General features: G+C 63.6%; 12 protein-coding genes. 3 read left to right on the plus strand and 9 right to left on the minus strand.

Annotation, left to right across the window (positions count from 1 at the left end; translation table 11 throughout):
• Nucleotides 1-7 precede the first annotated feature (7 nt).
• The 3 genes from HRU92_RS03580 to HRU92_RS03590 are packed head-to-tail and all read right to left on the minus strand — an operon-like array spanning nucleotide 8 to nucleotide 3,707.
• Nucleotides 8-994 (minus strand): ABC transporter permease, encoded by a 987-nt coding sequence (locus HRU92_RS03580; RefSeq protein WP_172123031.1) that lies wholly within the window; start codon nucleotides 992-994, stop codon nucleotides 8-10.
• Complete coding sequence (locus HRU92_RS03585) at nucleotides 991-2,535, minus strand: sugar ABC transporter ATP-binding protein (RefSeq protein WP_172123032.1); 1,545 nt, start codon at nucleotides 2,533-2,535, stop codon at nucleotides 991-993. Before HRU92_RS03585 ends, HRU92_RS03580 begins: the two co-directional genes overlap by 4 nt.
• Before the next feature lie 56 nt (nucleotides 2,536-2,591).
• A complete protein-coding gene (locus HRU92_RS03590; RefSeq protein ID WP_248307017.1) occupies nucleotides 2,592-3,707 on the minus strand; it encodes a sugar ABC transporter substrate-binding protein in 1,116 nt (371 codons plus the stop codon).
• Nucleotides 3,708-3,974: 267 nt separating this feature from the next.
• On the opposite strand from HRU92_RS03590, the gene HRU92_RS03595 reads away from it, so the two are divergent.
• The 3 genes from HRU92_RS03595 (at nucleotide 3,975) to HRU92_RS20470 (ending at nucleotide 6,075) form a co-directional block, all read left to right on the plus strand.
• On the plus strand, nucleotides 3,975-4,622 hold the full coding sequence (locus HRU92_RS03595; RefSeq protein ID WP_172123034.1) for a DUF2161 family putative PD-(D/E)XK-type phosphodiesterase: 648 nt from the start codon (nucleotides 3,975-3,977) through the stop codon (nucleotides 4,620-4,622).
• A 151-nt stretch (nucleotides 4,623-4,773) separates the two neighbouring features.
• Complete coding sequence (locus HRU92_RS03600; protein WP_172123035.1) at nucleotides 4,774-5,364, plus strand: SH3 domain-containing protein; 591 nt, start codon at nucleotides 4,774-4,776, stop codon at nucleotides 5,362-5,364.
• Between the two features lie 537 nt (nucleotides 5,365-5,901).
• Nucleotides 5,902-6,075, plus strand: coding sequence for a hypothetical protein (locus HRU92_RS20470; protein ID WP_248306947.1), 174 nt, complete (start codon nucleotides 5,902-5,904; stop codon nucleotides 6,073-6,075).
• Between the two features lie 280 nt (nucleotides 6,076-6,355).
• Here the strand turns inward: HRU92_RS20470 and HRU92_RS03610 are convergent, their stop codons facing one another.
• From HRU92_RS03610 to HRU92_RS03635, 6 genes are all read right to left on the minus strand, one after another.
• The gene (locus HRU92_RS03610; protein WP_172123037.1) at nucleotides 6,356-7,981 is read right to left on the minus strand and encodes an MFS transporter; all 1,626 of its coding nucleotides are present in this window, start codon (nucleotides 7,979-7,981) and stop codon (nucleotides 6,356-6,358) included.
• Between the two features lie 144 nt (nucleotides 7,982-8,125).
• A complete protein-coding gene (locus HRU92_RS03615; RefSeq protein WP_172123038.1) occupies nucleotides 8,126-8,815 on the minus strand; it encodes an alpha/beta hydrolase-fold protein in 690 nt (229 codons plus the stop codon).
• A 117-nt stretch (nucleotides 8,816-8,932) separates the two neighbouring features.
• Nucleotides 8,933-9,703: an ABC transporter ATP-binding protein gene (locus HRU92_RS03620; RefSeq protein WP_172123039.1), complete on the minus strand. Its 771-nt coding sequence runs from the start codon at nucleotides 9,701-9,703 to the stop codon at nucleotides 8,933-8,935.
• Nucleotides 9,700-10,467 carry an ABC transporter ATP-binding protein gene (locus HRU92_RS03625; protein ID WP_172123040.1) on the minus strand — a complete coding sequence of 256 codons (768 nt, stop codon included), beginning with the start codon at nucleotides 10,465-10,467 and terminating at the stop codon, nucleotides 9,700-9,702. Before HRU92_RS03625 ends, HRU92_RS03620 begins: the two co-directional genes overlap by 4 nt.
• Nucleotides 10,468-10,478: 11 nt before the next feature.
• Nucleotides 10,479-11,627 (minus strand): branched-chain amino acid ABC transporter permease, encoded by a 1,149-nt coding sequence (locus HRU92_RS03630; protein WP_173087589.1) that lies wholly within the window; start codon nucleotides 11,625-11,627, stop codon nucleotides 10,479-10,481.
• A 1-nt stretch (nucleotide 11,628) separates the two neighbouring features.
• The gene (locus tag HRU92_RS03635) at nucleotides 11,629-12,657 is read right to left on the minus strand and encodes a branched-chain amino acid ABC transporter permease (protein WP_172124919.1); all 1,029 of its coding nucleotides are present in this window, start codon (nucleotides 12,655-12,657) and stop codon (nucleotides 11,629-11,631) included.
• Nucleotides 12,658-12,668: the final 11 nt, after the last annotated feature.

Here is a 12,668-nt window from a genome sequence, read left to right on the forward strand (position 1 = left end):
CGCGGCCTCACGAAAACAGGTCGAGCCGGTTGCGAACCTGGAACAGCCGGGCCGAACCGAGCGACACCGCCAGCAGCAGCACAATGCCCTGGAACAGCGGTTGGTAAAGCGGATCAAGATCGAACACGAACAACAGATCGCCGATGGCGCGGAAGGCGAGGGCGCCAAAGATCGCGCCGATCGCCGAGCCACGCCCGCCAAACAGCGACACCCCGCCCAGCACCACCGCGGCGATGGCATAGAGCGTGTAGGTGTTGCCGTTGGAGAGCGAGGCTTCGCCCGAATAGGTGAAGAAGGTCAAAAAGATCCCGCCAATCGCTGCTAGGAGGCCCGAGAGCACATAGGCAAGGAACTTGGCCCGCCGGATCGGCATGCCCGACATATAGGCGGCCATCTCAGCCGACCCGACCGCATAGGCGGCGCGCCCCAGCACCGAGCGCTGGAATGGCACCCAGATCACCAGCACGACCCCGAGCAGCACGACGAGGCTCGTCGGGACAACGCCGAACAAGCGCCCGGTGAGCGCGTCGGCCAAGCCGGAGTTGAAGTTGGGGCCGGAGCCGGGAAAGGGTCGCAGGATCAAGGCAATGCCGAAATAGACCGCCCCCGTGGCGATAGTCGCGACGATGGGCTGCAAGCGCCCGAAGATCACGATCAAGCCATTGATCGCCCCGCATGCCACGCCCACCAGCAGCGTGGCGCAAAGCCCGAGCCCCGTTTCCCAACTCGTGCCACCCAGGAGGTACGAGGCCACACAATTGGCGAGAATGAAGATCATCCCGACCGACAGGTCGATCCCGGCAGTCAGCACCACAAAGGTCTGCGCCATCGCGACGAAGGCCAGCAAAACGCCCTTGTTGGCCGCGGTCTGCACCACATTGGCGGTGAACCCCGCGGGGTGGTTGGCGACATAGAGCGTGAACATCGCCACAAAGATCAGCAACGCCAGGAGCGTGCCGCGCTGGGCCGCGAAATGAAAGCGCCAGTCTCTCATACTTGTGCCGGTGCGCCGGCCTCCCTCGTCATTTCCACGTTGAGGGCACTGCCGATCAGCGCGCGCTCGGTGATCTCCTCGCCCACCAGTTCGCGCTTGATCGCGCCGTCATACATCACCAGCACCCGGTCGCAGCAGCCGATCAGCTCGTCATAATCGGTGGAGTAGAGAATGATCGCCGCGCCCCCATCCGCCAGCTGGCGCAACAGCTGGTAGATTTCCTGCTTGGTGCCCACATCGATGCCGCGGGTGGGATCATTGAGGAGGATGATGCGCGGCTGCCCCATCAGCCATTTGGCAATCACCACCTTTTGCTGGTTGCCGCCCGAAAGCGCTCCCACCGGCACTTCGGTGCTGGCCGTTTTGATCGCCAAGAGCTTGATCATCTCGTCGGCCGCTTGCCGTTCGGCCCCCTTGTCGATGATGCCGGCATGGGAAATACGGCTCATGCTCGCCAGGCTCAGATTCTCCAGCACCGACATGGGCAGCATCAGCCCCTCGGTTTTGCGATCCTCGGGGATCAGCGCCATGCCGACCGGCGGCGCCTTGGCGGCGCGCGGACCGGTGAGCTTTCTCGCTTGCCCATCGACGAGGATCTCCCCGCCGGTGCCGCGCAACACCCCGAAGAGGGCGAGCAGCAATTCGCGCTGCCCCTGGCCGTCGAGCCCCCCAAGCCCAAGGACTTCGCCGGGCCGCACGCCAAAGGAAATGTTGTTGAGCCGGTCGGTCCAGGTCAGGTTCCGCACAGCCAGCACGGGCCTGATCGAAGCGGGCAGGGGCGCCGGCTTGGGCGGAAACACATTGGAATATTCCCGCCCGATCATCATCTCGATGACTTCGCTGTCGCTGCGCGTGCCCGCCGCAAAACTGGCGACCTTGCTGCCATTGCGAAACACCGTGCAGGTATCAGCCAATTCGGCGATCTCATGCATGCGGTGCGAAATATAGAGCAGTCCCAGCCCCTCGCTGCGCAACCGCTTGAGCACGCCAAACACCTTGGCGACGTCTGCCGCGGTCAGCGCAGAAGTGGCTTCATCCAGGATCAGCAGCCGCGGCTTGCGCGCCAGCGCCTTGGCGATCTCCACCAATTGCCGGCGCGACAGCGGCAAATCCTTGATCAGCGCCAGGGGATGGATGTCCTCGGCCCCCGCCCGGGCCAGGGCCGCTTCGGCCAGCCGCCGCTGCTCGCGCCGGTTGATGAGCCCGAACCGTGTCGGCGGGTTGGCGGCAATGATGTTGTCGGCCACCGAAAGCTCGGGGATCAGCGACAGTTCCTGGAAGATGCAGACGATCCCCGCCGCATTCGCCGCCCCCGGATCGGGAAAGCTCACCGGCCGGCCATCGAGGAACATCTGCCCTTCGTCGGGCGCCACCACCCCCGACATGATTTTGATCAGCGTCGACTTCCCCGCACCGTTTTCGCCGAGGATAGCGTGCACGCGCCCGGCCTCGACCACGAGGTCGGCCTTCTCCATCGCCCGCACGCCACCATAGCGTTTGGATATCCCTTCCATGCGAAAGAGCGGAGCGGTATTGTCCATGTCACCCCCAAGCCATCCACCGGGTGCGGGAGCCCGAAGGCCCCCGCAATAGGCCCTTACTGATTGCCTTCGGTCTGGCTCATGATTTCCTGCGCGCTGAAATTGATGCCGCAGGTGGGGAAGGAGTTGCCGACAAAAAAGTTGTCGGATTCGGCGGTGTAGAAATTGGTGCCGTCAACGAAGTTGGGATCTTCAGTGATGTCGAGCGGCAGGTTGATCGCCTGCGGGATCACCTTGCCGTCGAGCGCATCGATGGCGGTCTTGATCGCCACGGCGACCTGCGCTGGCCCCGAGCCCGCCGAAGAGCATTTGAGCCCATCGGTCGAATATTGCGCGCAGAACTTGCGGAACCCGTTCTCGGTTTCCCCGCCAAAGGGGACCATCGGGTGCTTGGCATCGAGCATGGCCTGCACCACGCCGGTGTCACCGCCCTGCGCGGTAATGCCGTCGAACTGGCCATGCACGGCAAAGGCGTCGGCCGCGGCTTTCTGGGCCACGCCATCGTCCCACTTGCCCACGACCTCGACCACTTCAAAGGTCTTGCCCGAATTGGCGAACACTTCGTGGATGCCGTTATGGCGATCGGTATCGACCGAAGTGCCGGCGACCCCGCGTACTTCCAGGATCTTGCCGCCCTCGGGCAGGTGCTGCACCAGCCAATTGCCCCAGAGCTCGCCGAGGCCCTTCTGGTCAACATTGACGTTGATGGCATCCTTGGTGTCGAGCGTATTGTCGAACGCCACGAGGATCACCCCGGCATCCCTGGCGCGCTTGATCACCGGTGCAAAAGCCTGCGGGTTCTGCGCGTTGACAACCACGGCGTCGTAGCCGGAATCGATGAAGTTGTTGATGGCCGAAATCTGCGCCGCCACGTCCTCGCCGGTGGAAACGACCTTGAATTCCTCCAGCCGCTCGGCGACTTCGGGCTGCGCCGCATAAGCCTTGGCCGTCTGGATCATCTGGATGCGCCAGGTATTGGCGACATAGCCATTGGCCAGCGCGATGCGATAGGGGCCGGTTTTGGCGGGAAACTGGAAGAACTGGGTGTCTTCCGTGGTGGGCACGTAGCATTGCGCGTCGTCGGACGGGCCTTCGACGATCTCGGGCTGCGCGGCAGTCAGCCCGGTCGAAAGCAGCAAGACGCCGATAGCCACCGAAGTGGTGCGTAGCATGTTCATTGTCTCCTCCCAGAGAACTTTGGCTTGCGCAAAGGTCGGGGTCTCGGCGGCCGGGTTGTTGTGCACTGGTTTGCCAGCATCCACCCGTTTCCGCTCGCCCCGGAGGCTTGCGCAGAATCATGCTAACATGCCGTTTTGGGGCCTGCGAGCCCCCGTGAGCGACATTTGCAACACGAGCCGCCCCCGCGTCTTTCGCCCTCATCGGCCCGGCGCGACGGGCTGCCGCGCTGTCCATGTCCCCGGCAAATCAACAGCGGTGCCATGGCCGAAAGCGACCTTTATCCTCCCCTCAAACGCTTCATGGAAAAACAGGGCTTCACCGTCAAAGGCGAGGTCAATGGCTGCGACCTCTTGGGTGTGCGCGAAGGCGAGCCGCCCGTTCTGGTGGTCTGCGAGCTCAAGCTGAGCTTCAATCTCGAACTCGTGCTGCAGGGCGTGGATCGCGCCCCCGCCTGCGACGAAGTCTGGCTCGCCGCGCGCCTCTCCAAGGCGGGCAGGGGGCGCGAAGCCGATGCGCGCTATCGCAATCTCTGCCGTCGCTTGGGTTTTGGCCTGCTCGGCGTCTCGACCTCGGGAGCGGTCGAGGTGCTGGTGGCTCCCTTTGCCGCCACCCCGCGCCGCAACCCCAAGCGCCGCTCGCGCCTCCTTGACGAGCATCGCCGCCGCATCGGCGATCCCAACAAGGGCGGCGGCAACCGCCAGCCCATCATGACCGCCTACCGGCAGGATTGCATCGCCTGCGCCCAGGCCATGCTGGCCGGGCCCCAGTCACCCAAACAACTCAGGACGGTTGTCGATCGCGCTCCCATCATCCTGCGCCGCAATGTCTATGGCTGGTTCGTGCGTGAAAGCCGGGGCGTCTATGGCCTGACCGAGCTTGGTCGCTCATCTGTTTCACCGGCCGACTAGGGGCGAAGCCCGAACCACATTCGTCAAGTTTGCCTGCCGCGCAGCGAGGGAACAAGCCGGGCCGTGCGCCGTTCATCCGCCGTTCACCTCATTAGGCGCTTTGTGCGCTCAGGGCGGAATCGCCCCCCAAACTTAAAAGGACATCGCGGCAATGAAATCAAAATTGCTAAGGGCTGCCTTGAGCAGCATCATGCTGGTTGGCATGGCCGGAGCCGCACTTGCCGCGCCCGCTATTGCCACCGCCAACGTTAATGTTCGTTCCGGTCCCGGGACCGATTACTACGCTGTCGATACGCTGCGCCGTGGTGATCGCGTTGATGTCGAAGGCTGTCGCGCCGGCTGGTGCTATATCGAGACCCGCCGCACCGAGGGTTGGGTTTCCTGGCGCTACCTGGCCGAACGCAACCGTCCTTCGCGTCCTGCCACCGTGTTCCAGTTCGATTTCGGTGCGCCCCCACGTTGGGAAGCCCCGCGCCATCGTCCAGGGCGTGACTGGGACGGTCCGCGCCGCCCTGATCGTGACTGGGACGGCCGTGGGCCTGGCCGCGGTGACGGCCGCGGCGATGGCCCGGGTCGCGGTGATGGCCGTGGCGACGGTCCGGGGCGTGGCGACGGCCGCGGTGATGGCCCAGGCCGTGGCGATGGTCCGGACCGCGGCAATGCCGGTCCTGATCGTCCGCGCGATGACGGCGCCAAGTGCACTTTGGGCATGCCCAACTGGCCCAATTGCGACCGTAGCTAAGAAGCAAAACAGCCGCGCCCCACTCGGTGGCGCGGCTTTTTCGTGCCTCTTGCACATAGCAGGTGATCCGCTGCTAACCCGCTGATTTACAGCATATTTTCCCTTCATTCTTATCAACCATCGGTGACGGAACAGGCTTCACGCCGCCGCCATTAATGCTGGTGTCGACCTCACGAGGCGCCGCTTGCGCCAAGGGCGCAAAGCGCTCGTAACCAAAGAGGACACTCCGGCAATGAAATCGAAATCGCTACCCGCCGCCTTAGGCGGCTTGATGCTCTTCGGCATGGCCGGAGCTGCACTTGCCGCGCCCGCCGTGGCGACAACAAACGTCAATGTTCGAACCGGACCTGGGACCAACTACGCGCCAGTCGCCGTCCTGCGGCAAGGGGATCGCGTCGAGGTCGATGGCTGCCGCCGCGGCTGGTGCTACGTCGAAACCCGGCGCACCGAAGGCTGGGTTTCCGGCCGTTATCTGGCCGAACTGCGGCGCCCCAGGGTGCCCGCGACGGTGTTCAGCTTCAATTTCGGCCCGCCGGATTGGAATCCTCCCCGGCCGCCGCCACGTCCTCCTGGCCCTCCTCCGGGACCGCCTCCTGGACCTGGACCTGGACCGGGACCTGGACCTGGACCCGGACCTGGACCTGGACCTGGACCTGGACCTGGACCTGGACCTGGACCTGGACCTGGACCTGGACCTGGACCCGGACCTGAACCCGGACCCGGACCTGAACCCGGACCAGGACCCGGACCTGGACCTGGACCCGGACCCGGACCGGGGCCCGGACCCGGACCCGGACCGGGGCCCGGACCAGGACCTGGCTCGGACGGTGGCCCACCACCACCACCCCCGCCGCCGAACTCCGGTTCAGGCTCTGGTGGCAATGGGGGACCGCCCCTGCCACCGCCGCGCATCGACTAGAAGCTCTTCCTCAAAATCGCACAGAGCCGCGTCCTGAACGGGCGCGGCTTTCTTGCATAAGCCTCGGAAAACTCAGATCTGGGGGCCCGGCCGCATCGGCATGTCATCGGTCAGCGGCACGGTTTGCCGTTCGATCAGCCGATGCACCAGTGGTGGGTTCTCCCCACGATGCAGGGCGCGCAGTTTCTCGAGATTGTCGGCATCGGCCTTGGTGCGGCGCATATTGTGGCGCACATAATCGATCCAGGTCGGCACATGGTAGGTTTCGGTCCAGATCTCGGGCTTTTCGAGATCCCGCAACAGCGCCCATTGCCGGGCCCCATCGCGCCGGCGAATGCGGCGGCGCTCATTCATCAGCGCAAGGAACTCTTCCACGTCTTCCTGGGCGATTTGGTAGTCGACCATGACCATCACTGGCCCGCTGCGGGGGCGTAATTCCAGTCGGAGCACCGGCTCGTTGAACTTGTTGAGCGGCGTCAGATCGCGCGAGCTGAATTGGGGCAGGGGCAAGACGAACCCGATCAGCGCGCAGCCGAGCAAGGCGAGGGCCGCGCTGGCCAGCGACCAGTCCGGCCCCCAAAGATCGGCCACGCTCCCCCACAGCCAGCTTCCCGCCGCCATGCCGCCAAAGGTTGCGGTCTGGTAGAGCGACAGCGCCCGCCCCACCACCCAGCGGGGTGTCGAGAGCTGGATCGAGACATTGAACAGCGACAGTGCCAGCACCCAACTCGCTCCCGCCGGCAGCAGCGCCAGGTGGCTGAGCACCGGTTGCCGGCTGAATCCCAAGCCCGCGCAGCTCAGCGCAAATACCACGCAGGCGATCCGCACAATGGTTTCATTGCTGTAGCGCTCGCGGATTGCGCCGTTCAGAAACGCGCCGCCAATCGCCCCCAGCCCGAAAAAGCCGAGCAGGCTGCCATAAACAAAGGCGCCACCCCCCACATATTCATTGGCCACCGAAGGCAGCAGCGCCAGCACCGAAATAGCCGCCAGCCCGAACAGCAACCCACGAAAGAGGACAATGGTCAGGTTGGGAGATAGCGACACATAACGAATGCCCGCCCACATCGCGCTGCCAAAGCGCTCGCGCGGCAGCTTGGTGTTGAGCGGCGGCGATTTCCAGCGCCCCAGTGCCACGATCAGCGGCAGATATGAAACGGCATTGAGCGCAAACGCCGCCGCTGCCCCGGCAATGGCCACAATCAGCCCCCCAATCGCCGGTCCAACGCTGCGCATCATGTTGAAGCCGACGCTGTTGAGCGTCACCGCGCCTGGCAGGTCCGAGCGCGGCACGATATCGCCCATTGAGGCCTGCCAGGACGGATTGAACAGGGCCGTGCCGCAGCCGATCAGGAAGGTGAATGTCAGCAGCAGCCAGGGATTGAGCAAGCCAAGATAGCCCATCACCGCCAGCGCAACCGACACCAGCGCCATGCCGCATTGGGCAATGATCATCACCGTGCGCCGGTCGAAATTGTCCGCCAAGGCACCCGCCGCCAGCGAAAAGATCATGATGGGCAAGGTGGTCGAGGCCTGCACCAGCGCTACCATATTGTGGGAGTCTGTGAGCGTGGTCATCATCCAGCCGGCGCCAACCGACTGCACCAGCCCGCCAAGATTGGAGGCGAGCGTTGCCAGCCAAAGCAAACGGAAGGTCTCGTGCCGGAAGGGAGCAAGCACGGACGCTCGTTCAGACATACCAGTTCCTTTTCATGCGCCTGGTGATGGAACACCATCGCGGCCAACAGGTTGCGGGCCCAACTTGCCTGCAACATTGCTTCAAATCGGCAGCCTCAGCGCCTCGAGTCGCTGCTCGATCCGCTGCTGCCGCACCCAACCTCATCAAGGGGTCAGGAACAAGTCCAATGCCGCCTTTACCGCACTGCTGGGCACGATATGCCCGCCCGTAAACTCGTCATACCGAACCTCATAGCCGCCCGCTTCGAGGGCGGGCACAATGCGGCGGCTGCAGCGCTCGACCGGCAGCACATTGTCCTGGCGCCCATGGGAGATAAAGATGCGCGGCTTGCCCTCCTCACGGCTGGGGGCGAGAAAACCCGGCGAGAATGCGAGGACTGACCCGAACAACTGCCCATTGCTGAGCCCAAGGCTCAAGGCATAAGAGGCACCGTCGGAAAAACCCGCCACGGCAACACGCTCGGGATCCACCGCGAAAGTGCTGAACACCGTTGCCAGCGCCTCGTCGATCTGCCGGACATCTGGCCCATACTGATGCGCGATCACATCCCAAGTCGGGGCGCGCGATTGCGGCGCCAGGATCAGGAATTTGAGCGCATCGGCATGCTCCTGCAGCACCGGCAAGATATCCGAAGCGGTCCCGCCGGCACCATGCAGCAACACGACGAGCGGAACCGGTGTCTGCGGCAAGTTCCTGGGCACAAACAGCGCAGGCTGCCGCTCGCCTTCACCCAAAGGCCAGATGCGGCCCGCATGGGGCGGATGAGATTGGCGCTGGGAAGAGGGCTGGGCGCTCAGAACCGCCGCGCGCCAGAGTTCCTGAGCTGTGGGCATGGCAAAACTCCTTGCCCCTCCAACTTCGATGCGCCGCCGCGGTTCCCCGGTGTAATCCTCGGCAGGCTCAAACAGCACTCGCGAGCGACAGAGTCCTGCCGGCGCGCCCTATAGCGCCTAAATCGCGAGATATTCCTGGCGCAGCTCGGCATTGTCGAGCACTTCGGCCGCCGTACCACTAAACACCGTTTCCCCCGTATCAAGGATCACCGCCCGGTCCGCCAGGTTCAGCGCCGCAATCGCATTCTGCTCCACAATAATCGTCGTGATCCCCAGCGGCTTGATTGAATGCAGAATCCGTTCGATCTCCTGCACGATCACCGGAGCCAAGCCTTCATAAGGCTCATCGAGCAGCAGCAGTTTTAGGTCACGCGCCAGCGCCCGGGCGATCGCCAGCATCTGCTGCTCGCCGCCCGATAGCGTCACGCCCTCCTGCTTGCGTCGCTCCGCCAGGCGCGGAAAGCTTTGGTAGATTTGCTCGAGGCCCCAGCCATTGCCGGGCGCCACCTTGGCCAATGTAATGTTTTCCTCGACAGTCAGCCCGGCAATGATGCGCCGGTCTTCGGGTACGAGCTGAATACCGGCGCGCGCGGCCTGGAACGACTTCATCTGGTGGATGGGCTGACCATCCAGCCAGATTTCGCCTTGCCGCAATTGGGGATTGTCGGTCCGGGCAATCGTGCGCAGGGTCGAAGTCTTGCCCGCCCCATTGCGCCCCAGCAGCGCCAGGATTTCGCCCTTGCGCACATCCAGCGACACGCCCTGGACGATATAGCTTTCGCCGTAATAGGCGTGCAGGTCGCGCACGGAAAAGAATGGGCGGGTGGTTTCCACCGCCGCGGCCTGGGCAACGCGCGTCTTTTGTCCCTCGAGAGTGATCGTGCTCATGCGTGCGCTCCCCCCAGATAGGCTTCCTGAACTTTAGGATTGCCGCGCACCTGGTCGGGCGTGCCATCGGCGATGATGCGACCTTGCGCCAGCACCGAAATCTTGTCGGCCAACGAAAACACCACATGCATGTCGTGCTCGATAATCACCTTGGTCATGCCCCGCGCCTTGATCTTTTGCAGCAGCTCGATCGTGGTATTGGTGTCGTGCCGGCTCATGCCGGCAGTGGGTTCATCGAGCAGCAACAGGCGGGGATGCTGGATCAGGCACATCGCCAGTTCCATGCGCCGCTTGTCGCCACGGCTCAGGCTTCCCGCCGCCATCTCTCGCCGGCTATGCATGCCGACATCCTCCAGCATGTGCTCGGCTTCATCGCGGATGGCCGTTTCGCTGTCGAGCGAGCGCATGAGGTTGAGCTTGAACGCGCCATCGCGCTTGGCCAGCGCCGGGATCATCACATTATGCAGCACGCTCAGATCTGCGAAGATCTCGGGGGTCTGGAACACCCGGGCGATGCCGAGCTGGTTGATCTGATAAGGCTTGCGCCCCGTCAGCACCGCGCCATCGAACACCACTTGGCCGCTCGAAGGTGCGAGCTTGCCGATGATCACATTGAGCAGGGTCGATTTGCCCGCGCCATTGGGCCCGATAATGGCGTGGGTCTGGCCTTCCTCGACCTGCAAATCGATATCGGCCAGGGCATGCAGGCCCCCGAAGCGCTTGTGCACATCGGCAACGTGAAGAACGACATTGGGTGTGGTCATCGCTGGCGTCCTCATTCAGCCGGTTGCGCTTGCCGGAGGGGCTTGCCAGGCACGGTGGGCGAGGGACGCGAGCGGTTGAATAACCCAGCGATCCGGCGCACCCCTTCCATGATCCCGCCGGGCAGGAACACGACGATCAGCACGAAAACGAGCCCTAGGGTCAGGAACCAGCCTTCCCCGACGAACTTGCTGGTGACCGTCACGAATCCCTCTGCAACCCCGTCAGGCAGGAAACCAAAGAAGCGGCGCAGCACCGAATCATTGATCGCCGAAAAGATGTTCTCGAAATATTTGATCAGCCAGGCCCCGATCACTGGACCGACAAGCGTGCCCGCGCCACCCAGGATGGTCATCAGCACCACTTCGCCCGAGGCCGTCCACTGCATGCGCTCGGCGCCGGCCAGCGGATCGGTCACGGCCAGCAAAGCCCCTGCGAGCCCGGCATACATGCCCGAGATCACGAAAGCCGCCAGCGTATAGGGCTTGGTGTTGAAGCCGGTATAGTTCATCCGCGTCTGGTTGGACTTGATCCCCTTGAGCATCATGCCAAAGGGCGAGCCGGTGATGCGCTGGGCAAGGAAGAACGCCAGGATCAAGAAGCCCGCGCAGAAGTAGAAACCGGCAAACCCACCCAGCGACTGGCCCAGCAGCGTCGGCACCGGCTGGCCAACACTGCTCTGCCCGATCGCAGCATCAAGATGGCGGGGATCGCCCAGCGTCAGCTGCAGCCCGGTTTCACCATTGGTAATCGGGGTTAGCACGGAATAAGCGAGGTTATAGCTCATCTGCGCAAAAGCGAGCGTCAGGATGGAAAAGTAGATGCCCGAGCGCCGCAGGCTCACATAGCCGATCAGCAGCGCAAACACGCCCGAGACCACGATGGCAAACACCAGCGCTGGGATAGCATCGAGGCTCAGCAGCTTGAACGACCACACCGCCGCATAGGAGCCGACGCCGAAAAACGCGGCATGCCCGAAGCTGAGATAGCCCGTCAGCCCGAAGAGGATGTTGAACCCCACCGCGAAGATGGCAAAGATCATGAAGCGTTGCAGCAGGTCGGGATAAGCGGCGCCAAAGGGCTGCATCCAGATCGGCATCAGCAGCACGGCCGCCGAAAAGCCCAGAAACAGCAGCAGGTCGTTGCGGGACATGGCGCGCATCTCAACCCTCCATCACGCCACGGCGGCCAAACAGCCCACGCGGCAATACCAACAGGATTACGACGGCAACCAGGTAGATGATGATCTGGTCGATGCCGGGAATAAGGGCCTTCACCTGCGTCATCGAGGCAAAGGATTGCAGGATTCCGAGCAGGAACCCCGCGGCCACCGCGCCCGGCAGGGAGCCCATGCCACCCACGACCACGACCACGAAGCTGAGCACGAGGAAGTCCATGCCGATATGGTAGTTCGGCGGCAGCAGCGGCGTGTACATCACCCCCGCCAGCCCCGCGACCACCGCCGCCAGCCCGAACATGATGGTGAAGCGCCGGTCGATATCGATCCCGAGCAGGCCCACGGTTTCGCGATCGGCCATGCCGGCGCGCACCACCATGCCGAAAGTGGTGAACTGCAGGAAAGCAAACACCGCCCCGATGATCGCCGCCGAGAACAGGAAATAGATCAGCCGCCAGATCGGGTAGGTGATCACCCCGGCCTGCATGCCGAGGAACGCCCCGATATCGGCGGCGCCGCGCAGATCGGTGGGCATTGGCTGGGGAATGGGATTGGGGCCGAAAAACGCTTTGATTAGCTCTTGCGCCACAATCGCCAGACCAAAAGTCACAAGGATCTGCTCGGCATGGGGACGCTTGTAGAAGTGCTTGATGATGCCGCGCTCAAGCGCCACCCCGATCACCAGCATGATGGGGATGGTGACAATGATCGACACCGGCACCGAATAGTTCACCAGCACCGCACCCCAATCGCCGAACCAGGCCTGCACCAGCGGCTCGCGCACTTCGAGCGGCGTGCCCCAGGGCGAAAGCTTGGTGGGGTCGACCGTTACTGTTTCCAGCGTCAGGAACTGCCGGAACAGCACGGCACAAAAGGCCCCCAGCATGAACAGCGCGCCGTGGGCGAAGTTGACCACCCCCAGCGTGCCGAACACCAGGGTGAGCCCCAGCGCGATCAGCGCGTAAGCGGCGCCTTTGTCGAGCCCATTGAGGAACTGCAGGAATATCACGTCGATCATGGTCTGGT

It is taken from the genome of Devosia sp. 1635, assembly GCF_013185955.1.
Taxonomy (GTDB): Bacteria; Pseudomonadota; Alphaproteobacteria; order Rhizobiales; family Devosiaceae; genus Devosia.